The sequence below is a fragment of the Enterococcus sp. DIV0755f genome (assembly GCF_051713725.1).
In the GTDB taxonomy this organism is placed as follows: Bacteria; Bacillota; Bacilli; order Lactobacillales; family Enterococcaceae; genus Enterococcus_D; species Enterococcus_D casseliflavus.
In genome coordinates this window covers 992,784-1,019,079 of sequence record NZ_JBIOQL010000001.1, presented here as the reverse complement: position 1 = coordinate 1,019,079, position 26,296 = coordinate 992,784, and the positions used below count along the sequence as shown (strand labels likewise).

Sequence of the window (26,296 nt, the reverse complement as noted above, 5' to 3'; positions counted from 1 at the left end):
TCTGGGCTTATCTTTCTTCTACCCTTTGATTGATCGTTTCAGATGTCGCTTGTTCATTTAATGCCGCTTCCGCTTTTTCTTCTTTCAAGTACCCGCGATCCATTACGATCAAGAATGGCACCCAAATCAAGGTCATTACGGCAACCGTCACTAACTGTAAGATTGCGCCGGCAACAGAACCCGTGCCTAACCAACCAGATAAGAAAACAGGGGTCGTCCAAACCACCGTTGCTCCAATTGGTCGTGGCACCAAGCCTGCGGCGATCGCAAAGTAAGAAATCGTCGTACTGGCTAATGGCGCTAAGATCCATGGGACAAAAGCGATCGGGTTCAAGACGATCGGCAAACCAAAGGTCATCGGTTCAGATACGTTGAAAACAGATGGAGCGATCACCGTCTTCATTAATTTTTTCATCCGAATCGAACGAGCGATAAAGAAGGCCATCGTAATCGAGATCCCCAGCTGCATTCCTTGATTGACGAACACGCCCATAAACGTAGTGTTAATGATATGGGGCAGTTGTTCCGCCCCTGCTTTGTAAGCTTCATAGTTTTCGATCGCTAACGCATTCATGATTGGATCGATCACCGCATTGACCACTAGTGTTCCGTGAATCCCAAACCACCAGAAGAATTGGGTGAACAAGACGGCGATCAGTACTGCTGGCAACGTACCGCCTAAGCCCATCAATGGTTTTTGCAAAATCTCATAAACGAAATCAACGGCATTGCCCCATGAAGTAAAGGTGAACAAGTAGCGGATCAAATTGAAAAGGAACAACGGTGCCGCCCCAGGAATGATGGCGACAAAGGATTCTGCGATCATTGGCGGAACCGAATCTGGCATTTTGATCGTCAGCCCAGCCGCACTGATTTTGCAATAGATCTGCGTAGCGATAATGGCCGTGATGATTCCGACAAACATTCCCTCAGCCCCTAATTTCGACAAGGGGATCACTGTACCTAACTCTTCGGATGAGCCAAAAGGCAGCAGCATCAAAAACGAAGACAGTGAGATGGCACCTGCAAATAATTTGGCTTGTCCATACTTGCCAGCCAACTGATAGCCGATCCCAAAAACAACGAAAATAGCGGTGATACTCATGGTCGCATTTCCGATAGGACCAAAAAAGTCGTTTAGAAACGTGATGAATCCCTCTGGAAGTTTTTCCGAGAGTCCGAAAGTAGCAGGCAGATTTTGAATAATAATCATAATTGACGCAAACATTGTTGCAGGAAAAGCGACCATAAACCCATCACGAAGACTTAACAAGTATTTGTTGTTGGCAATGATCTGAGCAAAAGGCACCATCTTTTCGGCTAATTTATCAATAAACTTCATTTCGTTTTCTCCTTTATTTTTAACTGTAAACGTTTACTACAATCAGTATAGTTGTTTAGTTAATGTTTACACAACCCCTAAAATAAAAAAAGATCAGACGTCACTGATCTTTTTCGGCAATCGATTCTCTAATGATCAATTCACTGCCACAAACGACGCGAACAGGCATCGTCCGCACCCCAAGGATTTTATTTTTCGCTAATTCGACACTCATCTGCCCCATCTCTTCAGCTTTCATCTTAACGGAGGACAGTGCGGGCGTCATAAATTGCGCCATTTCGATATCATCAAAACTAACGACTGACACATCTTTAGGAATCGATAGCCCCGCTTCAGCGAGTGCCTTGTAAACCCCGACAGCCATAGGATCGCTGGCAACGACGATCGCTGTGGGGCGAGGATTCATTTGCGCGATCTGCTGACCAAAATGCAAACCAGTCTCTGGTGACCATTTCCCCTGCAGCACGGTTGTGAACTTTTCCAATTTATTGAGCAGCATCCATTGGCGATAATTTTCTGCTCGAATCTCTTGTTCATCGTAAACGACTTCGCCAGAAATCGTCACTCGGCTGGCAACACCGCCCACAAAGGCAATATTCTCATGGCCCTTCTCTTTTAACAACGTGAGGATCTGGTGAGTCTTTTGGGCAAAATCGGTTTGGATGCAATCGTAGCTGGGTGCTTCACTATAATTATCCACCAGGATAATATTGGCATTTTGCTGACTGATCTCTGCCAAAGCATCGCTGGTCATCTCCCCAATAATAATGACTGCGCCATACTTCGCCAATTGTGCCAAATCTTTTTGAGGCTCCCGCATGGAAAAGGCCCGAATCGTTTTTAAGCGCCACTTCGCCGCTTCCTTTTCGATCCCATTGCGGATCATCATAAAATACGGATCGTTTCTTTCCGACTCTCGATCGTGGCGGGTAATGATGGCAATCGTGTTTTGGTCACCGACTTCACGGGAATGGGGTTGATTTTTTTCTTTTGAATAATTCATTTGGTTGGCGATCTCAATGACTCGTTGACGCGTGTGTTCATTGATACTGAAGGTTTCATCATTGTTAAGGATTCTAGAAACACTTGCTACCGACACCCCGGCTAATTTCGCGATATCTCTCATACTTGCCATAGCTGCACCTCATCTGTTTACTGTTTACTAAATTTACATTCAGCATAGGCATAATTTTTGACCCTGTCAACCTTCTTTTCACAAAAAAACCGAAACTCCTTAGCTTTTCACTAAGGAAGTTTCGGGATACCCGTTTGTTTTCTATTTGAGCGCTTGGTCACAGAGCAAGACATTGACTAAATACAAGGTGCTGATTCCTAAGACCAATAAGTAGACTGGGCCAAACAGAAAAAAGGACAAGACAAGCGTCACTGTTGCTAAAAGATGCGCCAGTACTCGTTTGGGTGAACGAGCAAACTGATAAAAACTATAAAACAATGAGCTGGGCTGCTGCGGATAGGTGTGAAGCAGCCTCGTTTGATAAAGTAAGACCAGGCAAAACAAGCCAAAGGTGAACGCTAACGCGTAACTAGCGATCTGAAACAGCGGGTGCTGCAAACGGCTAAAGATAAAGCTGTCCGCTAAAAGCAGCAGGAAGAATAGACTGAGCAAACGGTCTTGCCCTTTTCTTGTTGCCCACTGTTGATGAAATACCTGCTGAAAACGAGCTTTGCTGCTTGCCTCCAAGCCATCGTTCCGCAGTTCCGTCAACGTCTCGATCAATGCTCGACTAGCGGTGGTACTGGTGATCAAAGGCAAGGAATACAACAGCCACATGCCTTGTAAAACCAGTAAATGCGGAAGCCAGTTGATGCCAGTCAACAGCGCGTGGTTCAAGCGTTGCGGGGTAACTTTTGTTCTCATCCTTTGGAACCTCCCGTCAGATCCATTCCCTCAATAAAGTAGCGTTGTGCGAGGAAGAATAGCAAGATCGTCGGCAATAGCACAAGCGTTGCTCCTGCCATCAAGTAGTTCCACTGGGTCGTTGATTGGTTTTGGAAGACTTGCAAGCCAATCTGCAGCGTGTACTTTTCTTGGTTTTGAATATACAGTAATGGTCCTAAGAAATCATTCCATGCCCCATTGAAGGAGTTGATGGCAATCGTGATCAGCGCGGGTTTCGTCAATGGGATCATTAGATGGCTCCAAATATAAAGATGATTGGCGCCATCGATCTTAGCGGCTTCGATCAATTCATTGTTGACGGACAAGTAAAACTGCCGCATCAAGAAAATGTTAAAGGCGTTGCCGAAAAACGCTGGAACGATCAGCGGCAGATAGGTGCCGACCCAGCCGATTTTGGAAAACAAAACATATTGCGGGATCATCGTCACAAAGCCAGGAATCATCATCGTAGACAAGACGAGGGCAAAGATCAGATTTTTTCCTGGAAAGGCCAATTTTGCAAACCCATAAGCAATGAAGGAATTTGATAAGACATTCCCGAAGACCACTAAGACGGTAATGAATAACGTATTTTTTGCATACTGCCAAAATGGAAAGGCGTTGATAGTCTCCAAATAATTGCCAAGATTGATTTCTTCTGGGAAAAAGGTCGGCGGGTAGCGCACGATCTCCTCCATCGGTTTCAATGACGTAAAGACCATCCACAGCAACGGAATCAGCAGCACGATCCCGATGATCGACATCACCACATAGCTGATGATTTTTTTGACTCGCTGTTGGCTTGATTTGCTTCGTGTTTTTGTCGTCATTTCCATTAGCTGCCACCTCCGGTATAGTGAACCCAGCGTGGTGCCAGCTTGAGATTGATAAAGGTCAAGACTAAGACGATCAAGAACAAGATCATCGACATGGCCATCGCATAGCCCATATCAAAGGCGACAAAGGCTTTGTTCCACATATGCAAATTATAGAAGAGCAGCGAATTTGCAGGACCGCCGGTACCATTTTTGGTCATCACGTATGCTTCTTGGAAAATTTGAAAAGAACCGATCGTTGAAGTAATCACATCATAGAAGATGATTGGCGTGATCAAAGGGATCGTAATATTTTTGAATTTCGCCCAAACTCCCGCCCCATCGATCTCAGCCGATTCATACAGCGTCGGTGAAATATTTTGCAAGGTAGCTAGATACAAGAGCATCGCGCCCCCCGAACTCCAAATCTTCATCAAAATCAACGCTGGTTTCGTCCATTCGGGATCAAACAGCCATGCTGGACCTTTGATATTGAACCAGCTCAAGAAGGTATTGATCAATCCTGCGGAAGGAGATAATAATTGCATCCATAAGACGTAGACGGCAACCCCTGAAAGGATCGCTGGCAAGTAAAAGGTGGTTCGGAAAAAACTGATTCCGCGGATTTTTTGATTCAATAAAGTGGCTAGAAAGACACTGAACAACGTGGTCAAGGGAACATTGAAGAGTACAAAATACGCCGTGTTATAGAGAGATTTCCAAAACAGGGTATCTTGCGTAAACATGCGGGTAAAGTTCTTAAAGCCGATAAAATTCATTTTCGACGTCAGATTGTAATCGGTAAAGCTTCCTACGAAGGAAAACAGCATGGGCCCTAACATAAACACCACGAACCCAAGCAAAAATGGTGCTACGAAGAAGTAGCCCCAAAGAGCTTCTTGCCGTTTACTTTTTGAACGCTTCTTTGGCATTCCTTCCACTCCATTCTATTTTTACTCATTGTTTGTTCAAGAAAACATGTCCGCTTCGCAAAGCAGAAAGCAAAGCCCAGTCCGCTAACCGACTGGACTTTCCTTCTTTTTTAAAAACGCTCGTTTTAAGGTTTATTTGTTTTGCTCAACAAGATCTTCCACCGCTTTTTGCGCATCTGCCAACCCTTCAGCCGGTGTTTTGCTGCCGAGCATGATTTGGTCGATCTGTTCATTGACAAGACTGCTGAAGTCAGGCGCTGTCAACGGCACAGGCGTGATCACCGTATTGGCAAAGTTTTCATCCGCCATTTGGTAGATCATTTGGCCGTTTTCATCTAGATTGTCGTTGTTGACCAAGTTTTCGTTGGCTGTCCGATTCGCCATGATATCAAAGCTCTTCTCACCAAATTTCTCTTGAACTTCTGGTGTCGACAAGTATTTGATAAACTCATAGGACGCTTCAGGATCTTTGGCACCGTATGGCACTTCTAGGACGAACCCGCCGCCCCATGACCAGTGACCAGAGCCACTTTCTTTTTCAGGAATTTGAATGACCCCAAATTCAAAGTCATCTGGTGCATTTTCCGCTAAACTTGAGTAGTAGTTGATGTTTTGCGCACGCATCGCCACTAATCCAGAAATGAATGGATCGGCAACCCCTGAACCAAATTCAGCTTCTAAGCGATTGATGGTATCTTGACCATAATACTCTTGCCAGTCTAAGATCCATTCCAACGCTTCCACTTTGTTGTCTGTATCGATTTTGACGTTCTCATCCTTGTCAAACCAGCTGACGCCATCGTCGGCATTCAACGCCCACACGTCAGCGCCTAAATTCCACAATGGGTAAAAGCCGATCCGCTCAAAGTCATCACCGTTTTTGACATCTAATTTACGAGCAACTGTTTCTAACTCCTCCCACGTTTGTGGCAGTTGCTCTTCACTGATACCAGCCTCTTTAAAGAGTGTCTTATTGTAGAAAATCACTTGCGTATCTGTATTGAAAGGAACGGCATAGGCATCCCCTTCGTATTCCACTGTATCCCATAATTGCGGATAAAATTCATCAGAAAAGCCCTCTTCGATATACTCGCTTAAATTCGTTGCTTGCTGCGCTTCTGCCCGCTGAGCAACAGAATTGATATCTTGTACAATAACATCAGGCGGATTGCCAGCAGTGATCGACGACAGTGATTTTGTCCAAATATCGCCCCAAGGCTGGTAGCTGTATTTGACCTCGATTTTATCTTGTGACGCATTAAAATCATCAATAATTTCTTCAATTACTTCTTGTCTTGCACCAGACCCCCAGAAGGACCAAAAGTCCAACGTCGTTTTGCCATCTGCTGACTCATTCCCCGAGGAATCAGCGGTTTCACTGTTGCCGCATCCTGCCGCTAGTACACCAACTGAAAAAAGCAAAGTCCCCATATAAAATAACTTTCTCATTTAACCTAACCTACTTTCATTTATTTTTAATGTACTATTTAAAAGCTATCACTACTTCTTCTTTTCAGCAAATAAAAAGCATCGTGATTCGAATAAAAAAATAACGTTTTTACCGTTTCTCGACAAGAAGAGCGTTTTCTTTGAAAATATAAAAAAAGTGGGGCATCATAGAAATAGCACCTATTTTTCAACTTCACGTCAGACCATTTGAAAAACGATGTTTATAGAAAGGGAGTAACTACATGCTAGTCATTGTCGATATGCAAAACCAAATTCTCGATGAAGAGAACGAAGCGTATGTGCCAGATGGCGCCGCTCTCGTCAAACGAATCGCCAAGCGCCTAGAACAAGCGCGGGTGAATGGGGAGTACATTTTACACACCCGCGACATTCCAATCGAAGTCAAAGGAACGCCTGATGAAGAAGCCGATGCCCTGCAGCTGATCCCAGAACTTAAGCCTCTCGAAAATAAAAAAGTCGTTAAAAAATACTATTACAGTATTCCACCCGAAGTCTTGATCGATATAAAGAAAAATCTATTTGAACCTGAAGAAGAAAAGAAAATCGAAATCACTGGTGTTGAAACCAACATCTGTGTCCTTTCCAATACCATCGAGATCCAAAGCGCCTTTCCTGACGCTGATTTTACTATCAATAAAACATTAGTCGCTGGTAAAAACCACGAGTCACAAGGACTCGACATCTTACGAGACTTCAATGTCCAAATCATTGATGGCACAAAACAAACCAATGACCAATAGGTAACGAAAGCTCCCTGTTCAAGGAACAGAGAGCTTTTTCAATTTGACTATTCATTTAATTCATTGAGCCATCTAATAGCTCGGTCGGAATTTCAATCCGAACCTCATTTTCAGTCTGACAGTTTGGACATACGAAGGTTCCTTCGATGGCTTCCTTCACTTCCCCGTAAGCATAATGAATAGCGATTTCATCTTCTGCCAATTCATTCGTTTCCAACGGTGGTACCATGGTTAATTGCCCCTCGCTGTCTTCTTGTAAATGAACGACCAGCTTCCCATCAAAGTTTTCATTGCAATTGGTGCAGGAAGCCTTTCCTCGAATCGTTAGATCCATGATCATCCCTCCTCATTTCTTGTCACTGGTTGATGCAGGTTCCGTTAGATACTCGTAACGCATGCATGCTTCACTTTAATAGTGTCACGCTTTCACTTTTTTAGCAAATCATCTGTTTTTCTTTTTTTAAACCATTGATGAAGAAAAAACAAATCAACCGTTTTGAGCGTTTTCGTTGTCAAATCCTTAAAATCCTTGCAGAATTAAATTATCTGTTACTAAAAAGTAAAAACGTGTTGTTGAAAAAATTAGTGATTGTCCGAACTTATCTGAACAAACAAGGAGGAAAAATGATGCAAGCAGTAACCTGGCAAGGAAATCAAAAAATGGACGTTCGTCGTGTAGAAGATCCAACGATTTTAGAACCGACGGATGCGATCATCCGAATCACCGCAACCGCAATCTGCGGCTCTGATCTCCACCTTTACCACCATGGCGGCTCGGTCTTGGAAGAAGGCTATGTCGTTGGTCACGAACCAATGGGTATTGTTGAAGAAGTTGGCAGTCAAGTACAGAAACTAAAAAAAGGCGACCGTGTCGTCATCCCTTTCAATATCGGGTGCGGCCATTGCCACTTTTGTCAAAATGAAATGGAAAGTCAATGCGACAATTCTTCAGAAGATACATTGTATGGCGGCTTATTCGGTTTCGGAAAAATGAACGGTAACCACTGGGGCGGTCAAGCCGAATTCTTGCGCGTACCTTTCGCAGATTTCACCTCGTTTATCGTACCTGAATCAACGATCCCTGATGAAAAAGTATTGTTTTTATCTGACATCTTACCTACAGCGTACTGGAGCGTCCAAAACGCTGGCGTCAAAAAGGATGATACCGTGATCGTCTTAGGCTCAGGCCCAGTTGGGTTGTTTGCCCAAAAATTTGCCGTGATGGCAGGCGCTAAGCGGGTGATTGCCGTGGATCCTGTTGCTCATCGCTTAGAAAAAGCCAGCAGCTACAATCAAGTCGAAACATTCCAATTGGATGATTTGGCTACTAGTGCTGATGAACTGTATGAGCTGACCAAAGGTGGCGCTGATGTGATCATCGACTGTGTTGGGATGGATGGTTTAGAACCCGTCAAAGAAAAAGCCAAAAACCTTGTCAGCTTGCAAAGTGGAACGATCTCACCGATCCAGATGGCCGCCAAAGCAGTCAAAAAATTTGGTACCGTCCAAATCACTGGCGTTTACATGACACCAGCTTCTTCTTATCCATTGCAAGAATTCTTTATGCGCAACATCGATGTCAAACACGGGCAAGCACCTGTGATCCATTTGATGCCAAAAATTTATGACATGATTGCTGACGGTTTGTTTGACCCGTCACAGATCATCACCCACACGATGCCTTTAGCAGATGCTGCCAAAGCGTATGAGATTTTTGACAAAAAAGAAGACAAGAACATCAAAGTTGTCTTGAAACCTTAGCACAAATAAAGGAGCAGTGATGGCACCTATGCCAAAAATCAAACGGAGTGAACATCAATTCGATCCGGGAAAAGAAGAAGATGTGATCATCAAGGCAAGCCGCTTTCGCATCTATTTTCAAAATCGCTACATGTTGATCTCACTTACGAATGATATTTTGACGGGCTTGTTTTATATTTTCGGAAGTATCGTTTCATTAACTAGCTTGCCTGCGATTTACGGAACGATCGCCTATTTGATCGGCGGTGTCTTTTTGACCATTCGCCCGCTGATTAAAATCGTTCGCCATGTCTATATCTATAATGAGCGCAATCAAGAAGGCGAGAAAGAAAAAGATGTCACCATCACCGACGATGAACGTTGATGGGGCGACAACTAGAGAGGAGTTTCCTATGTTAAAAACATTTGATGGGATCGCACTGACCTTATTGATCATCGGCGGTATCAATTGGCTGTTGGTCGGCGCCTTCGAGTTTGACCTTGTCGCAGCGATCACCGGCGGCAGCACGTCGATCATTGCCCGCGTCATTTATATTCTAGTTGGGATCAGTGCATTGTATAGCCTGAAATTCTTTCCAGCTATCGCCCGCCAACAAACCCTCGACTAATTGAAAATAAAACCTGCATCTGCGGTGTCCTGACCCCAAAAAAGTTAGATTTTTGGTCTAACGTTTTGAGGTCGCATCTGTGGATGCGGTTTTTTTGTCTACAATCATTGAAAAAAAACACCAGTTGTACTACTCTTGTATTTAACCTACTATTTTCGAAAAAACAAAAAGGACGTGACTCATGACCCCACCTACTAGACCCTCACTGATACGTCGGATACTCGGCTGGATACTTTTGCTATTGATTTTCTTATTTATTTTAAGTATTATTGGCGGAATCATTGTTTTAAATAACCTCACCATCGCGGAAAATTGGTTTGGTCTGAATGAATACCAAGTCGTTGAAACCAGGCATCAGATCATTCGTTTGTTCCCCTATTTTTGGGTAGCAGGGATCCTGCTGGTCTTTTTGATCGGTCTGATCATCGGCATCAAGAAACGCAAAAAATCGCCATTCTATTGGTTATTCTCATTGCTCTTGCTGCCAGTGATTCTCTTTTGTATTGGCGTAGTTTCCACCTTTTTACCTGTAGACCGCCAACTCTTTCGAGAAGAAGCCAGTGCCAAAGAAATTATGGCTGCGCTGCCGAATCAATCCTCACTCAAGGACAAAGAGCTGCAACTGGTCAGCTATAGTTTTCACATCCGCAATGTCCCGCTAAAAAGCGGCATTTATGCAGTTGCGCGAGTGATCAATCCAAACACAGGCCTGCAAGACGAGTATTGGTATTACCCAGAAAATCTGTTGACCAAATGGAAAAAAGACGACGATACGATCGAGCTTTCGATGGAAGATACCATTGCCTTTGATGCCATCGATTGGGGCGTCATTCCCAAGATCATCAAGGATTCTGAGGCACGAGCAGCTCAGCTGGATCACTATGTTCCTGGCGTCAGCATCGTCATTTTAAACGGCTTCCAAGGCGAATGGACTTGGACCGTTGGTTTAAATGGGATTCGTAATCGCACCGAGATCAATTATGTTTATGATCTCAAAGGAAATTATCAATCCGAATGGCAATAAAACAAGCGGCACCTATCCACGTGAATAGGTGCCGCTTTTGCTTTTATCGGTTTACTGATCCAAGTCTTTGACACACCGAAACCCTAAATTATTGGCTGCCGACATCCCAGAATTACCATTTCTAGCGGCAATTCGGTATCGTTTGCAATAGGATTCGTGGCACAAAAACGAACCGCCGCGAGTCGCATACAGTTGATCATCTTGTGTTTGATTCCTTGCCCAAAAGGTTTGTCCCGTCTGTTGTTGAAACTGTGTCAGCGGGATGCGGGCAGGATTGACGCACCATTCCCAGACGTTGCCGATCATTTGATACAGACCAAAACCGTTGGGCTCATACCATTTCGCTGGCGCTGTATTGGCAAAGCCATCTGCTCGCGTGTTGCTTTTTGGAAACTCTCCTTGCCAAATATTGCAATGATAGGTATTTTCTGCCAAAAATTCCCTTCCCCAAGGATATTTTTCAAAACTTGTCCCGCCTTTTGCAGCGATCTCCCACTCTGCTTCTGTTGGGAGGCGTTTTTTTGCCCATTGGCAATAGGCGATCGCATCGTTGCGAGACACCTGAACCACTGGGTGATCCATCCGCTGGGCAATCGTTGAATCAGGTCCTTCAGGATGACGCCAATCTGCGCCACTAACCGCGTACCACCAAGCCATATTCGGTACCTTTTGACTGCGGTGTTTCGTTTGCTCACTTAAAAAATAGTGAAAAACGAACGACCAGCCAAAGCGCTCGGCTTCTGTGACATATCCTGTTGCTTCCACAAAAACTTGGAAAGCTTGGTTCGTCACCGTCGTGGCATCAATGGCAAATGCTGGGCTGTCGAGGCTGATTTGCGGTCCCTCAAGATCCTCGGCAAAGCCGTCCATCGTATTCGTGCCGATTCGATAAGTTCCTGCTGGAATCGTGGGCATCTGTTTGCCTCCTTTTTACAATAATTGATAGCCATTGTACAGATTGATCAGTAACACCAGCACGATCACAGTTTGAAATACCAGTGTCACTCGCTGCGGTGACAGGACGTTGCTGGCCTTGGCGCCTAACAGTCCTCCCACGATCGCGGCTGGAATAACAAACCACAAAATTTGCAGATCATACGCACCAAAACCTGTCGTAAAAGCGATCGTCAAAATTTTTGCCAGCTGTGAGAAAAAAATCGTACAAATTGAATAAATCGTCGCCTCTTTGATCGGCATGGCAAACAGCAGCATCAATAAAGAAACATTGATGGGTCCGCCGCCGATCCCCAGCAAACTGGCTAGAAAGCCGAGAATCAAGCCACAAGCTGCATACCAGCCGACTTTTTCCAGCGCAAACCCACGCCAGTTATATTTTGTATACAAAAAAGCAAACAATAGTGTTAGCACGGTCACAAGGATTTGGATCAGCTGAACCATCTTGTCGTCTCGAAAGACCAGCAATAGCTGTTCAAAGGCAACATTGCCTAAAACACCGCCTAACAAAGCGCCGCCAGAAACCCACAAGGCAATCGACCAATTGATTTTCCGTCCACTGGCTAATTGTCTAGCTGTCGAAACGATGGACATCGTGAAGACCGCTGTCGCCGAGTAAAAAGAGATCGCAGCAACAGAATGGGCGCCGATAAAATCGAAAATCGGTTTGATCAGCACGCCGCCCCCCATGCCCGAAACTGCCCCTACGGCATTTGCTAAGACGATCACGAGAAAATAAATCAGTCCGATCATTGTCTCACCCCTTGCAAAAGCCCCAGTATCTCATTGATTCTAGGTGTGAAGTCTTTTAACAGCTCCTGATAGCCGCAAAAACCCTCACTATCCACGTACATTGCATCTTTCATTCGTTTACAGCCTCCTCGGCACATTTTTTGGAAAGGACATTGCGTACACTTCGAAGGCATGTCTTTTTTCTGGCACAAAAACTGCTGCGAACAGTCTTGAGAAAACAATTCCCGCAACGTTTGCTCTTGGATATAGCCCATGCGAAACTCATCTAATACATAGAAGTCACAAGGATAGACACTGCCGTCGGCTTCGATCACATACTGCACTTGGCAATTGCCTAGAATCCCGCAGGCAGTTACTTGCTGCCGCACCAATAGATTCAGTAAATCATCGAACAGCTTGATACTTAGGTAGCGCCCTTGCGTCAATTCCTGCAGCCAAAACGCCAACAGCTGCTGATAAAAGCCAGCAAAGCTTCTTGGTGTCAAGGCATAGTCGTTGGTTGATGTGGCATCCAAATCAGCCAAGCAAGGAATGAATTGCACAAATGCAATCTGCTCTTCCTTGAGAAAGTCAAACACACGCTGGGCTTCCTTTGCTAACGGATTTGTCAACACGCACAAGACATTGTACTCGATCTGATAGGCATCCAATAACCGCTTGGTCTGTATAACCCGCGCAAAGGTTCCCCGCCCTTTGGCGTCTAATCGATGCCGATCGTGCGCAAGCGGATGCCCATCGATCGACAGCCCGACTAAAAAGCGATGCTCTTTCAAAAAACGACACCACTTGTCATTGATCACCATACCGTTGGTCTGGATCGCATAGTGTACTGTCACTTGCTTTTTTTGCGCCGCAACATAAGCCGTTAGTTTTCTAAAATAACTCAGTCCCGCCATCGTCGGCTCTCCGCCTTGAAATGCCAACGTCAAATGATCGCCAGCTTCTAAGTCTGCATAAATGTTTGCAATCATCTTTTCCATTACATCCTCTTTCATTTTGCCAAAGGAACGCACTTCGCGCAAGGAACTGACGTTAGCATAAAAGCAATAGGTGCAGCGCAGATTGCAAAGAGAGGATGCTGGCTTGATCAATACGGAGATGTGTTTCATGTGTTGTTCCTCGCTTTTTTATTTCTTTTGTGCAATTGTCTGCCTCTGACTATTGCTTAAACCTAAGCGCTGATACTCGCTTTCAGGGGCTTCAATCTGATCCATTACTTTAATCAATTTCTGAATCATTTCTTGTTCAATCAGTGGGTCATGAAGCGGTGTTAACTGCTTTGGATCATTCTTTAGATCAAACAGCAAGTGGCCTACTGAATAAGAATCGATATAGGTGGAAACTTCGACTTCTGTGTAAGGAAAATGATTTGTAAATCGATTGCCCTCTTTCAAGACCATGCTGTCTAAGACCTCTTTATTCAAAAAACCACGCAATGAAGCATAACTAAGCGTCTGCATGGTGATTGGTCCATTCGAAGGGTGAACCGATGCACGCATATACACATAACGACCATCGTAGATATTGACATGACCGCCGTTTGTACCAAAAATAATTTCTTGATGGAGCGGTTGCGAATGCTGTTTTTTCAACACAGGCAGCAAAGATTTGCCATCCATATCTAAGGTGTTCTCAATTTCAAAATAATCCAATAAAGTTGCTGGAATGTCAATGGTTTGACTCAATACCTGAGTATGGGTTCCCGATTCAGCCTGTGGGTAACTGATGAAAAAGGGCAGATGGATGATTTCTTCATACATCGGTGCGACATTTTTTCCTAACCAGTCATGTTCCCCTAACAAAAAGCCATGGTCGGTATTCACAATGATCAAGGTATCCTCCCACATATTATTTTTTTCTATAAAGTCCAGCACTCGTCCTAAGTGATGGTCACACATACTGATCAACGCTGCGTATTCTTTTTGCAGCTCAATCAAATCCTGCTCGCCAACGTCTTCTGTTACACGACCATATTTTGGCCAAAAGTAAGGTGATTCATTTGGTGTCTCCTGGTACAATTTGCGATAGGTTTCTGGCACATAAAATGGTTCATGGGGGTCAAAACATTCGACTTGCAAAAACCATTGATCTTCATTTTTGTACTGTTCCAAAAAATCCAAGCCGGCTTGGATCGTTTGAACCGTGGACAGGTCTTCTTCTACTGCTTGCCGTGTTCGATTCGCAAAATGCTGTTCCACAGAAATACCACTCTTATTTAACGGATTCAGCGGTGGATGATTCTCTGCCTGTTTTCTTGGAACCCATCGGTCACCTTCTTGTCCTCTAAATCCTTCCCATGTGGAATAACGATTATGATAAGTGGCACCGCCATCTTCAAAGTAATGGGAATGGTCGGTTACCAAATGACAATAGACACCATTTTGCTGCAGCGTATCAAAAATTGACGAATCAAACGGTTCTAATTGACCCCACGAGCGATGCATAAAATTGTAACGACCTGTATGAAGTTCTCTTCTCGCTGGCATACAAGGCATGCTGCCACCATAAAAGTTGTCAAACGTAACCGTTTTTTCTCTTAGCCGTTCAAAGTTTGGCGTGTTGATCCAATCGTTTCCGTAGTTTGATAAAAAATCTCTAGCCAGAGTATCAAACATCAGCATAATTGCTCGCATAGCATTCTTTCCTTCTTTCTTTTCTTTCCTTTTCTTGGTCATTGCGACTACTTGACGATCGTTATCGCCCCTCGATTATCATCAGCGATCACATCTAAGTATGTGGAAGTATTGGTAACGACGATCGGCGTCACTAACGAGTATCCTGCCTCTTCAATTTCTTCTTTATCAAATGTAAGCAATACCTCTCCTTGCTTGACCTGATCCCCTTGCTTGACTTTTGTTTCGAAAAAACGACCATCTAAGTTCACTGTATCCATGCCGATGTGAATCAACACTTCTACGCCATCGTCCGACTTCAAGCCAATCGCATGCTTCGTTGGAAACAGTGTTTCAACTACTCCGTCAAAAGGTGCTCGAACCAGTCCTTCATCTGGTGAAACTGCTAAGCCTTTTCCTAATAGTCCATTTGCAAATGCTTGATCTTCTACTGCCGACAAAGGCAAAACGATGCCTGTTAATGGTAGCGAAAAAGTGATTTCTTTCGCTGCTCTTTCTGATGGGATCAAAGGTGAGGCTTCATTATCACTAGCTGTTGCTTCTTGCCGATCCTCTTGCGGATCATACAAGAAGGTAATCGTTAAAATAAATGATAAGACGAATGCTACAGTGATCGCTAATACATACCCATAAAAGCCGCTTCCGATGCCTTCTGTCGGATCAATGTAGTTGGGTAAACTAAAGATACCCATCCCACCTATAATAAAAGATTTTGTTCCCATGGCACCCATGATCAATCCGCCGATCGAGGCTGAAATCAAGGTCGCAATAAATGGTTTTTTTCTAGGCAACGTGATACCGTACAAGGATGGCTCCGATACCCCAAACAGACTGGAAATAAATGCGGGAATCCCGATTGCCCGAATAGAATTATTTCTAGACTTAATAATAACTGCCAGCACAGCTCCTGCGGTCGCAAATGGAGTCGCTTGTCCTAAGACCATCACTGGGTCGTAACCAAGAACACCAATATTGTTGATTGCGATCGGAATGATTCCCCAGTGAAGACCAAACATGACCAACACTTGCCAAACAGCACCAACTGCAATCCCTGCAATAATTGGGCTGAAGTTATAGATCGCCAACACAGCCGCACCCAACAAATTGCCGATCCACGTCGCGATCGGACCAATGACAATGAAAGTCAGCGGAACCATGATCAAGACGGTTAGAAAAGGAACTAAGAAACTCCGTACAATACTAGGAATGATTTTTGTAATGCCTTTTTCTAATTTGGCACCAAAATAGGTAGCAATGACGATTGGAATAACACTGGAACTATAACTCATTAAAATGACTGGTATTCCTAAAAAAGTGACATAAACAGGCGATTCAAAAACAGTTCCTGCAAACAAGGTATACAACGGTTCGGCATTTGCCGTCAAGCCAGACAAGGCTGGATAAACAAGGGCAGCACCGATCGCCATACCGACAAATTGCTTTAAACCAAATTTTTTCGCTGCGGTATATCCTAAAAAGATTGGAAAGAAGTAGAAGAAACAATCACCTGCTGCTTGCAAAATTGCATAGGTTCCTGACGTATTCTCAATCCATCCCAAAGAAACAAATAGCGCATTTAATCCTTTGATCATTCCTGTGGCAGCTAGAAGACCCAATACAGGTGTAAAGATACTGGAGATCACATCGATAAAAGCATCCAGCGGTCCTTTCTTTTCTCCCGAAGGTGCCGCATCATTTCCTGCCAATCCTGCATGTTGAACAAATTCTTGGTACACCTCTGGCACATGATTGCCGATCACGACTTGGTATTGACCGCCGCTTTGAACGACTGTCACGATCCCTTTCGTCTTTTTCAGTGTTTCGGTGTCTGCTTGCTCCTCATGTTTTAAATCAAAACGCAGTCTTGTGATGCAGTGGGTCACCCCATTGATATTTTCTTTTCCGCCGACTCCTTTTAAAATTTCATCGACCAATTCTTGATATGCCATCGTTCTCATCCTTTCAATGTAAAAATAAAAAGCAAGACAAATAACTATTCCTTGATGGAATAATTATCAGTCTTGCCTGCATTATCAGTAACAACCTTTATTCGTTCTCTATTAACTTTTGAATGTGTAATGTTAAGTACAGCTTTTCATCATCGTTCAAGGGAACATCTAAATACTTTTCAATCAAAAGCATCGTCTTATAAGCGTCTGCATACTGTCCACTCACGTGTCCCAATAGTGGATTTGCTTTTACCACATCTGGTCGAGCCTTCAATCGTTGGAAAAAAAAGCGCAAATGGGTGATAAATCGATCGAATGCTAAAGAGTTTTCATCAATTTGTATCTTGTTTGAAAATCGTATAAGTGAAATAATATCGCGAATTTTTTTTGCAATCGATTGGACATCTTTTGGCTGATCAACCTCATCTGTTACTTGTGCATTGATCAAATGCATTGCTATATTTCCTGCTTCTTCTTCCTCAAAGACGACCCCTGTTTCTTGTCCGATCATTTCCAATGCTTTTTTACCAACTTCAAATTCCTGCGGATAAAACTTTTTTATTTCCCATGATAATCGGTTCGTAACTGTGATTCCTTGTTCATGCAGTTTGAACAGGTTATACAGATGATCGGTAAGTGATACATACAGCGTCTCGCTTAACTCCTGTTTTATTTCCGCTTTTGCAAGTGAGATAATATCATCCGCTAAAGACACATAGTTTGTTGGTATGGATGACAATAAACTTAAAAACCGCTCGGAAACTTTGTTCTTATGAAGCACAAACACTTTTTCAATTTTTGATTCATCGGCGGTTTGTCCTGGTTTCATTTTGAAGCCAAGGCCGGTACCGATCCAGATAAAATCTTTGCCATCTTGTCCGACCAAAACTGCATTGTTGTTTAGGATTTTTTTGATCTTCAAGACGCTTCTCACCTCCTTAAAATGAAAAAAGGCGATACCTTAATACATGTGTAGGATCCATACACACGTAAAAAGGTATAGCCTGCATTATCAGTAACTACCCATTTGATTGCCTTTACTATACTATTTTTCTAGAAACGTTGCAAGCGTTTTATTGATTTTTCTTTTTTTGCTTCGTTTCAAATAGACACGGATCAGCCTTTCTCCAAACTGCTCACTGGTCCAGCAAACGGCTTTGCCCTTCGATTTTTTGGATCTCCGTAATGTCTTGCGTGACTTCTAGACAACCTAAATAGATGCCTGCTTCATTTTTTAATGCAAAGTAGCGAATATAGATTTTACGGCCCCGCATATCGATCCAAAATTCAGCTGTCTCCCTTGTACCCGCTCGAAAATCATCCAAAATCTGTTGCACGAGATGCATGCTTTTCGGTGGATGGCAGTTAACGACTTCACGACCTAAAACCGAATTCGTTCGTGGAAAGACGCGACTCTTGCCTTCTGAATAAAAGCGCACCCGCTCTTCACTATCTACAAAGGTCAAGTCCACTGGCAGCGTTTGAAAAATGGCCACCAATTGCTCAAATTGCAGATTACCAGTAGGCAATGAAACGGTCGGCTGTTCAGCAATTTGCGGCGAATCTTCCGATTCTGTGACTTGAAAGTCATTGAATCCTAAACCGGCTGCGATGCCAGCGGTTGTTTCTTGGGCTTGTTTGATCGCCGCTTGCCGTGCGGGTTCTGCCGCCTGTTCCTTTTCAAGGGCTTCTTGGCTCGGTTTCCAAGGAAGCGGTTCTGGGATAAAGGCAAAGCCGATGTCAAAGCTGTCAGCCGCAATTTGTTCCCAATCTTTAAGACTGAAGACATCCAGCGTCATTGGCACCATGATTTCTTCTTCTTTGAAAATCATCTCTTCGATCTCGTTTTTGACTGCTTCCCATTGGACAGCGATTGGATTATAGGCAGCTTTTTCGGATGCCAAAAGCTCATTGAGCGCTTTGATCATAACCCGAATATCATCATCAACACCCCACATCACTTTTGGCGGCGCAGTGATGCCGTACTTCTCCATGTAAGAAAAAATCAACGTTTCTTTTCGCGCATAGTGTTTGTCGATCTGCATTAAATCATTGCAGGCAGCTTGTAGACGCTTTTTAGGCGTCCAATCACCGGTTTTGATTTTGGCTAAGAGGCTGTCGATCTCATCGGTCAACAGGGAATGTAGGACTTGGTTCTCCAATCTCAGGGTATGCACAGGATGGCCTGGTTGCCCATATTCTTCATTGGAGTGATGGATCTCATTGATCGATCCTTTAAAAACAGCAGCATGAATATTGCACAAACGCTGAATCTCAGAAGGGTCCAACCCCGTTTGGATCAAAGCTTTTTCAGCAGCAGTGATCTCCGTCACATCCACACCATCAAATTCTTCGTTAAACAAGCGTTTAGCTTCTTCAAAGGAACCGCCTTGGTGAAGCAAACTCAGTATTTCGACGATCCGTTCTTGTCTTTGACTGTTGGTTTTCATTTCGTCGCTCCTTTCACAAGAAACCCTTGTTTTTCGAAAGCGAGACAAACCATTTCCAAGGGGATCTTCTTCATCTGAGCACCTTTGGGTATCGTCATATAACGTCCAGCAGTTTGCAGCATCCCTGGTTGATTGATCGCCGCAAACCCTAGTTGACTCATGATTTCTTGTATTTCAGGATATTGTGCCACAAGTTCATAGAGCGTTTTTGACAGATCGATTTCTTTCATAGTAAGGTCTTCCTTTCAGTGAGAATGATTCTCAATAAGATATCCTTAGTATAAATCATTTTGTTCAAAAATACACGAACTGCCGCAAACATTTATCAATCGATCATTTTTTTTTAAGATTGTCAGTAACGGCACACCACTTTTTCCAACCAATCGATACTGGCAAAAAGCAGATAGCCCATCAAAGCAATCAGGAGGATACCCGAAAGCATTTGTGGGTAGTCCATTTTTGACCACGCACTTAAGATCAGATAGCCGACACCATACGTCGTGTTATAGTTTTCGGCAAAAAAGAGGGAAGCCAACGCGATCCCGATACTGACCCGCACACTGGCAAAAAGCGCGGGCATGAGCGCGGGCAAAATAACGAAGCGCAAGACATGGCGCCATTGATTGGTATAATTTTTCATGACCTGAAAATACGCTGGTGGGATCTTCGTGACTGCATCACGAATCGAGACGATCACTTGAATGACGATCACCGCAAAAATCAAGAGAATTTTTGAGAGATTGCCTAAGCCAAAGAAAATCATAAAGACGGGTAAAAACGCAACTTTAGGAATCGGATATAAAAAGTAAAGCAGTGGACCAAGCAGCCGATCCACTCTTTGGGATCGCCCAATCAAGATTCCTAACGGCACCCCGACTAGCAACGCCCCACTCAACGCCGCAAATACCCGCAGCAAACTGGCACCTGCGTGGATCAGTAAGACTTCTCGCAGTGCCCAAAAACGTTCGGCCGTTTCTAAAGGATTAGGCAGTGAGCGATTGTTGGTCACCCAGCTTACGCCCCACCAAACCACGACAAACGAACAGAAGCCCCAAGCAAAAGATTTGATGGGTTTCATTGCCTCGCCTCCCTCATTTGTTCTTTCAACTGCAAGACGACTTCATAAAAAGCCAACGAGTCTCGTTCCTGCTGTCTGCCGTAAAATGGATTACTGATCGGCGTAACGCCCTGATCTTTTAGCAACAAAATCGTCTGCCCCAAAAACACTGCCTCTTCTGGATCGTGGGTCACCACGATCAAGCTGTTTTGTCTGCGCTGCTGTTGAGCAGCGATCATGGCTTGTGCGTTTGCTTTGGTTTCTTGGTCCAGTGAAGCAGTCGGCTCATCCAATAATAAAACATCGGGCTGTGTGATCAGTCCCCGCCCCATGGCGGTCCGCTGTTTTTGACCGCCGCTAAGCTGATGCGGATAGCGGTCCTGCACCTGCGTCAATCCCAACTCAGCCAAACAGCTGGCGACCCGTTTTTTACGGCGCTCACTAGGGGTTTGGTTGATAATCAGCGGCATTTCCAGTGCTTGGTAGACTGTTTGCCAAGGAAACAAATGCAGTTCTTGGAAAACGACCTCGATGTTGTCAGGGGAACAGCCTTTGTAAGTGATCGTGCCCGATTGCGGTCGCTGCAACCCTTTGATCAAGGATAAAAGCGTGCTTTTGCCAATGCCCGATTCTCCCAGCAGCACATAGGTCGCGCTTTGTTCAAAACAAAACGAAAGGTTTTTAAAAATGGCGGTATCTCCATAGGTAAAGGAAACGGAATCGAATAAAATACTCATCAGAGAATAAACTTCTTTCTTCAAATTATTTGTGTTGGTTTTCACATTTTGTGCTATACTATTTTTTGCGTGATTGACAAGAAAGGATGGTTTATGATGTTTCAGACCCTCGTATTTCATGAAATACGTCCCGAAGCAGAACTTTATGATCAGGTCCGCCCGATCAAAGTCGCAGACGGGTATCAAGATGCCTTGCCTCTGCCCTTATTCAATAGCACTTCTCATTTTAAACAACAAATCGACTTTTTGAAAGCAGAAAATTACCATACGTTGACCCTTGCAGAAGTCAAAGATTTTTATTTCCAGCAGCAGCCGCTACCAGAAAAATCCGTGTTGCTGACCTTTGACGACTGCTATCAATCGATGAAAGAATATGCCTACCCACTGTTGAAAGAAGCTGGTTTCAAGGCAACAGCCTTTGTCGTGACTGGCTGGCTTTTTGATGCCCCTCAGCCTTACGAGCCAGAAGTTTCGCGGACATTGAGCAGCGCCGAATTAGCCGAAATGAGCGATGTCTTCGAATATGCCAACCATACCGATCATTTTCACGAACGCAAGGACCAGCAAGGGCGTTCAATGTGGGAAACACCAGCAGCCTTTGCGCAAGACTTACGAAGCTGCAATCAGCACGTGGCCATCAAGGATGTTTTTGCCTATCCCTTTGGTTTTTATGATCCGCAGACGATCGCTACCTTGGAAAAGGAAGGCTTTGTTCTAGCATTTACCACCAAACCAGGTATCAACACGGCACAAACCAAGCCAATGGAACTCCATCGGGCAGTCATCCCGTTCTCACTACCAATGGCTGCTTTTGAACAACGATTTAGAAACGAGGAAATGAACCAATGAAAAAAACGATTTTAGCAAGTATCCTAGCACTATTCGCTGTTGGCGCTGCCGCATGCGGTAACACTGGCGAAACAGCAAGTACCAGCAATTCCAGCACTAGCAGTACAGAAGCTGCGGTCACAGATCAAACATTGACGATCGGGGTGTTACCAGCAGAATCAGCGATTCCGATCATTCTAGCAAAAGAAGAAGGCTTTTTCGAAAAGCAAGGATTGACTGTGGAACTCAAATCCTTCACTTCCCCGAATGACCGCAATGTGGCGGTGCAGGCAGGCGAGCTGGATGGTACGATCAGCGATGTCATGACAGAAGCGACCTTTAAGCAAAACGGCATTGATATGACGATCACTTCTGATATTTTGGAAAACTTCAAGATTCTCGCTTCACCGAATTCAGGGATCACTGAGATGAAAGGGTTAGCGGATAAAAAAATCACCCTTGTACCGAATTTCATTTTAGAATACATCATGGACCAATTTGCACAGGAAAATGATTTTACCTATGACATCGTGGATATCGCTTCTTTTTCTGCCCGTTCCGAAGCATTGCTCAATGACCAAGTCGATGGCGCTGTTTATACGGAACCGCAAGCCAGCATGTTGGCTGCCCAAGGGGCGATTGTTTTAGGCAGCTCTAAAGATGCTGGCATCAAAGGCGGCACACTGCAATTTATGGACGAAGTTATCCAAAATCGCCCGCAAGACCTAAAAGCATTCTACACTGCTTACAACGAAGCCATCGATTACATGAATGCTCATTCAGCAAAAGACTATGCCGACATCTTGGCAGACTATCAATTTCCCGATGCTATGAGTACCTACTTAGACAGCCAGGAAGACTATCCGTATGCCCAGGCAGTGCCGCAAGAGCAATTCGACGCAATCATTGCTTGGACGAAAGACAAGGGTCAAATCGACCAAGCGTATTCTTACAACGAGTTGACCAATTTCGATTTTTTACCCGCTGACGAATAAGAAACAACAAAAAAGACGCATTTGCGTCTTTTTTTGTTGTTTCACTTCTTTTTGATACTCTTTTTTGCTCGTGGCAAGAAATTCAGGTATACTTTTGACAAATCAGCTGCCATGAAAGGATTTGATGCAATGCCAACGATTGCTGTTTATACCGACCAGAAAGAAGATACTTGGGAAGCACACTTGACTCACCAGTTAAAAATAAATGAAGAAAGGACCCAGGCTCATCAAACATTTCATAACGAACCTTTAACGATCGACGAATATTTTTTTGCAGAAGATCCTGCCCCTTTTCATACGAATCAAGCCGTCAGGCAGCAATTAGCAAGCAATGGCCGCAGCTGTCTGCCACTCGTGTATGTCGACGATCAGCTATTTTGCCAAGGCCGCTTGCCAACGATCCGTGAATGGGAACAATTGACGAAATCTGGGATCACTGTGCAATTTGATGAGTAGCAGCCACTGTTTTCTTTGCCAGACAAAACAACGCACCACGAGCCAATCATAAGCGTTTAGTTCTCCCCCTTCGCGGCAACTGCGTCGGTAACGCCTTTTTCTTCTTCCGTTAAACTTCGTTCGCTGATTTTAAAGAATGGATAGTAGATCGCCACACTAATCAATAAGGAAGCGATACTCCAAAGAACAGCAGGGATATTGCCGCCGGTTGCAAGGTAAGTATTGATAAAGGGCGGTGTGGTCCACGGTGGATTGAACATGATTCGCCCAATGACATTGGTGACCGACAAGAAATACGTTCCGACACATAATACAAGGGGTGTCAGGATGAAAGGAATCATCATAATAGGGTTCATCACGATCGGAAACCCAAAAATGATTGGCTCATTGATACAAAAAATAGCAGAGGGCAAAGCCATCTTCCCTAGGGAACGATAGGCTTTTTTCTTTGAAACTAACATGTTGATGATCAGCCCCAGTGTTGAACCAGTGCCTCCATAGCACAAAAACATGATATAAAACCCGCCTGCAAAAATGTTCGGTAACGGTTCGCCTGCAGTGTAGGCTTCGGTATTGGCTGCTAATAAAGCTAGAAAAATCGGATCGCCGATACTCCCCATCACATTGCTGCCATGAATCCCTAAACACCAAAGCAACAAAATCAAAAAGGTATACAACAGCATCCCAGGCAATGTGTTTAGACCAACTGCCAGCGGTGAAAAGATGGCTTGCACGAATTGATTGACATTAAATTCCAACAAGACCCGAATCACCCAGGCACCAGTGATGATGGCAGCTCCAGGAAGCAAGACCGAAAAACTCTTGGCAACTGCGGGCGGCACTTCTGCTGGCATCCGAATCACTAAGCGGTGCTTGAGAAAAAAGCGATGGATCACTACTGTCGCAATCGCCGTGACGATTCCTGTAAACAGACCAGACGCCCCCAAAGAAGCTGGATCGATCGTCCATTCTTCCCCCGCCTGCAGCAGCAAAAACGCGCAGACTGCCAACACGACAGAACCGATCCGATCGATCTCATACGAGGCCGCCAAATAGTAGGCGATCCCGATACAAGCGGCCAGTCCCAAAATTCCAAATGTAAAATTGCTGGCGGCGCCTAGTTTGACGCCAAATTCCCCGACAAACTCGGTCCAGCCAGGAAAAGGCAGATTGGCTAAAATCAAAAAGAGACTGCCGATTATCGTCAGCGGCATCGTGACGGCGACTCCGTTGCGCACGGCAACTAAAAACCGATTTTCACTGATCCTAACCAATTTTGGTGCAAAATTTTCCTGAAACCCTTCAATCAACCGATTCATCCTGTCTCCTCCTACTAAATATCTCGCTTTTTTAATAAGAGTAGCATAAAAAACGCTTTCTGCATTTTTAGAACACTCGACGCCTTCCCAATTCCAAGAATACTACTGGCTAACTGTTTCTTTGCCAAATGGGTAAAGCCGCTGCCAAATCACGTTCCTTCGACCAAGCGATGGCACCTGACAGCAAAAAGAAACTAATGACCGTCCCTTCCCTCACCGCTAGCGTTAAGCCCAAACTGATCGCTAGCAAGAGTGCCCCCGAAATACAGACTGCATCAACGCCATAACGGTACTGCTTAAATGTCCAACGACTGCGTTGCCCCAGCAAATGACACCAGTGCTCGATTGGAAATTTCAAGACCTGCAACCGTAGGACTTGCCCCGTCGCCGTTCCAGAAATCAAGATCCCACCGATCAAAGCAGCTAGTTGGCTCCAATAATTCGTCAAGTGCAGTGATGCCAAGAAGTAGTAAACAAAGCCATTGATCAAATAGCCGAATGCCAGCAAAGCAAAAAACATAATCAAGTACTCACTGCCTTTTTGTTTGAGGGACGTCTGCCGCCGATCCAATAGCCAACAGGCAGCTAAAAAGCTCAAATTGATGGCTGTTGTGATGGTGCCGACTTTGATTCCTGACATCGTTGCCAGCGTAACATTCAAGGCATTAAAACTACTGACCCCAACGCTTGCTTTAATGGTCAAGCTGATCCCGAATGCACTCAACCCATAAAAAATCCCTGATCCTATCCATTGCTTTTTATTCATTTTTTCTCCCACACTTTCTTTTTTGCTTTTCTAAGTATGTGCTATACTGACTAAAAACAAACAGGAGATTTCTCCTAGTTCGGAGGAAAAAAGTGAAAAAAACCGCTTATGCCTTGGCAATAAAGCAGGTACCAATCAAAGAAAGCTGCCCCTTGCCGATTCCTGAGGAGATTTTACAACAAAGTGCCCTCTGGACCTTTGATCATCGAGAAGCGATCCAAAAAGAAACGGTGCCGATGTCGGTCTTTTTCGTCCTATTGACTGGCAAAGCCAAGATCATTCAAACGCAAGAAAACGGCAAACGTGCCTTGCTGCAGTTTCTCCATCCTGGTGATTGCATTGGCGATCTCACGTTGATTGGCGCCGAAACAGTACCGAAAACCGTGGTCGCGATCGGTGAAACAACATGTCTGGGCATTCCGATGCAAGCAGCAGCCCACGGGCTCATGCTAGACCTGGCTTTTGTACAAACACTAGGCAAAACTATCGGTGAAAAATTGCTGCTGCGTATGGATCATTTTTCCGTCAATCAAACCTACCCCTTAGCTTGGCGCCTTGCCCATCTACTGTTGGAAGCTTCGATCGATGATCTTTTTCAAGAAAAATTAACGGAGACCGCAGAATACTTAGGCGTGAGCTATCGCCATTTGACGTATACCTTAAAAGATTTCAAAACGCAAAAACTAGTCACAAAAACTGCAGACGGCTATCGGATCGATGCGCCTGCGCTGCAGACCTTTATCCAAAACCAACAAAAGCAGTAACAAGCAAATAACGACAGCAAAATAGTTGGTATGATGCCCCCCT

28 protein-coding genes are annotated in these 26,296 nt (G+C 44.4%); 9 read left to right on the top strand and 19 right to left on the bottom strand.

All coding sequences use genetic code 11. From position 1 onward, the window contains the following. Positions 1-7: 7 nt before the first annotated feature. From IGI73_RS04610 to IGI73_RS04585, 6 genes are all read right to left on the bottom strand, one after another. Positions 8-1,342 (bottom strand): PTS sugar transporter subunit IIC, encoded by a 1,335-nt coding sequence (locus tag IGI73_RS04610; protein ID WP_015509292.1) that lies wholly within the window; start codon positions 1,340-1,342, stop codon positions 8-10. Between the two features lie 100 nt (positions 1,343-1,442). Then, positions 1,443-2,477 carry a LacI family DNA-binding transcriptional regulator gene (locus tag IGI73_RS04605; protein ID WP_016621049.1) on the bottom strand — a complete coding sequence of 345 codons (1,035 nt, stop codon included), beginning with the start codon at positions 2,475-2,477 and terminating at the stop codon, positions 1,443-1,445. 141 nt (positions 2,478-2,618) lie between these two features. Then, a complete protein-coding gene (locus tag IGI73_RS04600) occupies positions 2,619-3,221 on the bottom strand; it encodes a hypothetical protein (protein WP_428206479.1) in 603 nt (200 codons plus the stop codon). Continuing rightward, on the bottom strand, positions 3,218-4,078 hold the full coding sequence (locus IGI73_RS04595) for a carbohydrate ABC transporter permease (RefSeq protein ID WP_005225484.1): 861 nt from the start codon (positions 4,076-4,078) through the stop codon (positions 3,218-3,220). Before IGI73_RS04595 ends, IGI73_RS04600 begins: the two co-directional genes overlap by 4 nt. Next, complete coding sequence (locus IGI73_RS04590) at positions 4,078-4,989, bottom strand: carbohydrate ABC transporter permease (RefSeq protein WP_005234717.1); 912 nt, start codon at positions 4,987-4,989, stop codon at positions 4,078-4,080. Before IGI73_RS04590 ends, IGI73_RS04595 begins: the two co-directional genes overlap by 1 nt. Before the next feature lie 132 nt (positions 4,990-5,121). After that, complete coding sequence (locus IGI73_RS04585) at positions 5,122-6,438, bottom strand: ABC transporter substrate-binding protein (RefSeq protein ID WP_008379010.1); 1,317 nt, start codon at positions 6,436-6,438, stop codon at positions 5,122-5,124. 242 nt (positions 6,439-6,680) lie between these two features. Here IGI73_RS04585 and IGI73_RS04580 point away from each other — a divergent pair, with 242 nt between their 5' ends. Beyond that, on the top strand, positions 6,681-7,199 hold the full coding sequence (locus IGI73_RS04580) for an isochorismatase family protein (RefSeq protein ID WP_428206480.1): 519 nt from the start codon (positions 6,681-6,683) through the stop codon (positions 7,197-7,199). A gap of 55 nt (positions 7,200-7,254) precedes the next feature. Here IGI73_RS04580 and IGI73_RS04575 read toward each other — a convergent pair whose 3' ends face one another. Further along, positions 7,255-7,539: a hypothetical protein gene (locus tag IGI73_RS04575; protein ID WP_026008050.1), complete on the bottom strand. Its 285-nt coding sequence runs from the start codon at positions 7,537-7,539 to the stop codon at positions 7,255-7,257. Between the two features lie 287 nt (positions 7,540-7,826). On the opposite strand from IGI73_RS04575, the gene IGI73_RS04570 reads away from it, so the two are divergent. The 4 genes from IGI73_RS04570 to IGI73_RS04555 all read left to right on the top strand — a co-directional run bounded on the left by IGI73_RS04570 (position 7,827) and on the right by IGI73_RS04555 (position 10,592). Further along, complete coding sequence (locus tag IGI73_RS04570; RefSeq protein WP_074534994.1) at positions 7,827-8,960, top strand: alcohol dehydrogenase catalytic domain-containing protein; 1,134 nt, start codon at positions 7,827-7,829, stop codon at positions 8,958-8,960. Positions 8,961-8,979: 19 nt separating this feature from the next. Continuing rightward, positions 8,980-9,324: a YrhK family protein gene (locus IGI73_RS04565; protein WP_015509287.1), complete on the top strand. Its 345-nt coding sequence runs from the start codon at positions 8,980-8,982 to the stop codon at positions 9,322-9,324. Positions 9,325-9,352: 28 nt separating this feature from the next. Then, on the top strand, positions 9,353-9,568 hold the full coding sequence (locus IGI73_RS04560) for a DUF378 domain-containing protein (protein WP_008379021.1): 216 nt from the start codon (positions 9,353-9,355) through the stop codon (positions 9,566-9,568). A gap of 181 nt (positions 9,569-9,749) precedes the next feature. Next, on the top strand, positions 9,750-10,592 hold the full coding sequence (locus IGI73_RS04555; RefSeq protein ID WP_142967105.1) for a hypothetical protein: 843 nt from the start codon (positions 9,750-9,752) through the stop codon (positions 10,590-10,592). A 51-nt stretch (positions 10,593-10,643) separates the two neighbouring features. Here the strand turns inward: IGI73_RS04555 and IGI73_RS04550 are convergent, their stop codons facing one another. The 10 genes from IGI73_RS04550 to IGI73_RS04505 all read right to left on the bottom strand — a co-directional run bounded on the left by IGI73_RS04550 (position 10,644) and on the right by IGI73_RS04505 (position 21,125). Then, positions 10,644-11,507, bottom strand: a complete 864-nt coding sequence (locus IGI73_RS04550) for a formylglycine-generating enzyme family protein (protein WP_010747753.1) — start codon at positions 11,505-11,507, stop codon at positions 10,644-10,646. A 15-nt stretch (positions 11,508-11,522) separates the two neighbouring features. After that, the gene (locus IGI73_RS04545) at positions 11,523-12,299 is read right to left on the bottom strand and encodes a sulfite exporter TauE/SafE family protein (protein ID WP_428206481.1); all 777 of its coding nucleotides are present in this window, start codon (positions 12,297-12,299) and stop codon (positions 11,523-11,525) included. Then, a complete protein-coding gene (locus IGI73_RS04540; RefSeq protein ID WP_413128603.1) occupies positions 12,296-13,408 on the bottom strand; it encodes an SPASM domain-containing protein in 1,113 nt (370 codons plus the stop codon). The genes IGI73_RS04545 and IGI73_RS04540 overlap by 4 nt, the downstream gene beginning before the upstream one ends. Before the next feature lie 18 nt (positions 13,409-13,426). After that, positions 13,427-14,932 (bottom strand): sulfatase-like hydrolase/transferase, encoded by a 1,506-nt coding sequence (locus IGI73_RS04535; RefSeq protein WP_413128601.1) that lies wholly within the window; start codon positions 14,930-14,932, stop codon positions 13,427-13,429. Positions 14,933-14,979: 47 nt separating this feature from the next. Beyond that, complete coding sequence (locus tag IGI73_RS04530; RefSeq protein WP_428206482.1) at positions 14,980-16,881, bottom strand: beta-glucoside-specific PTS transporter subunit IIABC; 1,902 nt, start codon at positions 16,879-16,881, stop codon at positions 14,980-14,982. A 97-nt stretch (positions 16,882-16,978) separates the two neighbouring features. Next, the gene (locus IGI73_RS04525) at positions 16,979-17,803 is read right to left on the bottom strand and encodes a PRD domain-containing protein (protein ID WP_205820711.1); all 825 of its coding nucleotides are present in this window, start codon (positions 17,801-17,803) and stop codon (positions 16,979-16,981) included. A gap of 214 nt (positions 17,804-18,017) precedes the next feature. After that, positions 18,018-19,331: a DUF438 domain-containing protein gene (locus IGI73_RS04520; protein ID WP_218212817.1), complete on the bottom strand. Its 1,314-nt coding sequence runs from the start codon at positions 19,329-19,331 to the stop codon at positions 18,018-18,020. Continuing rightward, entirely contained in the window at positions 19,328-19,561 is a 234-nt protein-coding gene (locus tag IGI73_RS04515) for a DUF1858 domain-containing protein (protein WP_428206483.1), read from the bottom strand. The genes IGI73_RS04520 and IGI73_RS04515 overlap by 4 nt, the downstream gene beginning before the upstream one ends. 122 nt (positions 19,562-19,683) lie before the next feature. Continuing rightward, complete coding sequence (locus IGI73_RS04510) at positions 19,684-20,409, bottom strand: ABC transporter permease (protein ID WP_428206484.1); 726 nt, start codon at positions 20,407-20,409, stop codon at positions 19,684-19,686. Further along, positions 20,406-21,125: an ABC transporter ATP-binding protein gene (locus IGI73_RS04505; RefSeq protein ID WP_428206485.1), complete on the bottom strand. Its 720-nt coding sequence runs from the start codon at positions 21,123-21,125 to the stop codon at positions 20,406-20,408. Before IGI73_RS04505 ends, IGI73_RS04510 begins: the two co-directional genes overlap by 4 nt. A gap of 96 nt (positions 21,126-21,221) precedes the next feature. On the opposite strand from IGI73_RS04505, the gene IGI73_RS04500 reads away from it, so the two are divergent. Genes IGI73_RS04500 through IGI73_RS04490 form a run of 3 tightly spaced genes read left to right on the top strand, consistent with a single transcriptional unit; the run spans position 21,222 to position 23,404 of the window. Continuing rightward, positions 21,222-21,974 carry a polysaccharide deacetylase family protein gene (locus IGI73_RS04500; protein ID WP_179190629.1) on the top strand — a complete coding sequence of 251 codons (753 nt, stop codon included), beginning with the start codon at positions 21,222-21,224 and terminating at the stop codon, positions 21,972-21,974. Further along, positions 21,971-22,948, top strand: coding sequence for an ABC transporter substrate-binding protein (locus IGI73_RS04495; protein ID WP_005225471.1), 978 nt, complete (start codon positions 21,971-21,973; stop codon positions 22,946-22,948). Before IGI73_RS04500 ends, IGI73_RS04495 begins: the two co-directional genes overlap by 4 nt. Positions 22,949-22,999: 51 nt before the next feature. After that, positions 23,000-23,404: an arsenic metallochaperone ArsD family protein gene (locus tag IGI73_RS04490; protein WP_142967096.1), complete on the top strand. Its 405-nt coding sequence runs from the start codon at positions 23,000-23,002 to the stop codon at positions 23,402-23,404. Between the two features lie 56 nt (positions 23,405-23,460). Here IGI73_RS04490 and IGI73_RS04485 read toward each other — a convergent pair whose 3' ends face one another. Both IGI73_RS04485 and IGI73_RS04480 read right to left on the bottom strand, forming a co-directional pair. Further along, a complete protein-coding gene (locus tag IGI73_RS04485) occupies positions 23,461-24,723 on the bottom strand; it encodes a PTS sugar transporter subunit IIC (protein ID WP_010747740.1) in 1,263 nt (420 codons plus the stop codon). Positions 24,724-24,832: 109 nt separating this feature from the next. Beyond that, complete coding sequence (locus IGI73_RS04480) at positions 24,833-25,489, bottom strand: YczE/YyaS/YitT family protein (protein WP_428206486.1); 657 nt, start codon at positions 25,487-25,489, stop codon at positions 24,833-24,835. Positions 25,490-25,581: 92 nt separating this feature from the next. Here IGI73_RS04480 and IGI73_RS04475 point away from each other — a divergent pair, with 92 nt between their 5' ends. Then, positions 25,582-26,253: a cyclic nucleotide-binding domain-containing protein gene (locus IGI73_RS04475; protein ID WP_428206487.1), complete on the top strand. Its 672-nt coding sequence runs from the start codon at positions 25,582-25,584 to the stop codon at positions 26,251-26,253. Positions 26,254-26,296: the final 43 nt, after the last annotated feature.

What these genes read in the sequence shown, in the direction of transcription:
- IGI73_RS04515 (WP_428206483.1), bottom strand. Translation starts at nt 19,561, where the DNA reads ATGAAAGAAATCGATCTGTCAAAAACGCTCTATGAACTTGTGGCACAA.
- IGI73_RS04610 (WP_015509292.1), bottom strand. Translation starts at nt 1,342, where the DNA reads ATGAAGTTTATTGATAAATTAGCCGAAAAGATGGTGCCTTTTGCTCAG.
- IGI73_RS04550 (WP_010747753.1), bottom strand. Translation starts at nt 11,507, where the DNA reads ATGCCCACGATTCCAGCAGGAACTTATCGAATCGGCACGAATACGATG.
- IGI73_RS04555 (WP_142967105.1), top strand. Translation starts at nt 9,750, where the DNA reads ATGACCCCACCTACTAGACCCTCACTGATACGTCGGATACTCGGCTGG.
- IGI73_RS04580 (WP_428206480.1), top strand. Translation starts at nt 6,681, where the DNA reads ATGCTAGTCATTGTCGATATGCAAAACCAAATTCTCGATGAAGAGAAC.
- IGI73_RS04530 (WP_428206482.1), bottom strand. Translation starts at nt 16,881, where the DNA reads ATGGCATATCAAGAATTGGTCGATGAAATTTTAAAAGGAGTCGGCGGA.
- IGI73_RS04495 (WP_005225471.1), top strand. Translation starts at nt 21,971, where the DNA reads ATGAAAAAAACGATTTTAGCAAGTATCCTAGCACTATTCGCTGTTGGC.
- IGI73_RS04565 (WP_015509287.1), top strand. Translation starts at nt 8,980, where the DNA reads ATGGCACCTATGCCAAAAATCAAACGGAGTGAACATCAATTCGATCCG.
- IGI73_RS04540 (WP_413128603.1), bottom strand. Translation starts at nt 13,408, where the DNA reads ATGAAACACATCTCCGTATTGATCAAGCCAGCATCCTCTCTTTGCAAT.
- IGI73_RS04480 (WP_428206486.1), bottom strand. Translation starts at nt 25,489, where the DNA reads ATGAATAAAAAGCAATGGATAGGATCAGGGATTTTTTATGGGTTGAGT.
- IGI73_RS04505 (WP_428206485.1), bottom strand. Translation starts at nt 21,125, where the DNA reads ATGAGTATTTTATTCGATTCCGTTTCCTTTACCTATGGAGATACCGCC.
- IGI73_RS04600 (WP_428206479.1), bottom strand. Translation starts at nt 3,221, where the DNA reads ATGAGAACAAAAGTTACCCCGCAACGCTTGAACCACGCGCTGTTGACT.
- IGI73_RS04500 (WP_179190629.1), top strand. Translation starts at nt 21,222, where the DNA reads ATGTTTCAGACCCTCGTATTTCATGAAATACGTCCCGAAGCAGAACTT.
- IGI73_RS04535 (WP_413128601.1), bottom strand. Translation starts at nt 14,932, where the DNA reads ATGCGAGCAATTATGCTGATGTTTGATACTCTGGCTAGAGATTTTTTA.
- IGI73_RS04570 (WP_074534994.1), top strand. Translation starts at nt 7,827, where the DNA reads ATGCAAGCAGTAACCTGGCAAGGAAATCAAAAAATGGACGTTCGTCGT.
- IGI73_RS04575 (WP_026008050.1), bottom strand. Translation starts at nt 7,539, where the DNA reads ATGATCATGGATCTAACGATTCGAGGAAAGGCTTCCTGCACCAATTGC.
- IGI73_RS04595 (WP_005225484.1), bottom strand. Translation starts at nt 4,078, where the DNA reads ATGGAAATGACGACAAAAACACGAAGCAAATCAAGCCAACAGCGAGTC.
- IGI73_RS04520 (WP_218212817.1), bottom strand. Translation starts at nt 19,331, where the DNA reads ATGAAAACCAACAGTCAAAGACAAGAACGGATCGTCGAAATACTGAGT.
- IGI73_RS04545 (WP_428206481.1), bottom strand. Translation starts at nt 12,299, where the DNA reads ATGATCGGACTGATTTATTTTCTCGTGATCGTCTTAGCAAATGCCGTA.
- IGI73_RS04485 (WP_010747740.1), bottom strand. Translation starts at nt 24,723, where the DNA reads ATGAATCGGTTGATTGAAGGGTTTCAGGAAAATTTTGCACCAAAATTG.
- IGI73_RS04560 (WP_008379021.1), top strand. Translation starts at nt 9,353, where the DNA reads ATGTTAAAAACATTTGATGGGATCGCACTGACCTTATTGATCATCGGC.
- IGI73_RS04590 (WP_005234717.1), bottom strand. Translation starts at nt 4,989, where the DNA reads ATGCCAAAGAAGCGTTCAAAAAGTAAACGGCAAGAAGCTCTTTGGGGC.
- IGI73_RS04510 (WP_428206484.1), bottom strand. Translation starts at nt 20,409, where the DNA reads ATGAAACCCATCAAATCTTTTGCTTGGGGCTTCTGTTCGTTTGTCGTG.
- IGI73_RS04585 (WP_008379010.1), bottom strand. Translation starts at nt 6,438, where the DNA reads ATGAGAAAGTTATTTTATATGGGGACTTTGCTTTTTTCAGTTGGTGTA.
- IGI73_RS04605 (WP_016621049.1), bottom strand. Translation starts at nt 2,477, where the DNA reads ATGGCAAGTATGAGAGATATCGCGAAATTAGCCGGGGTGTCGGTAGCA.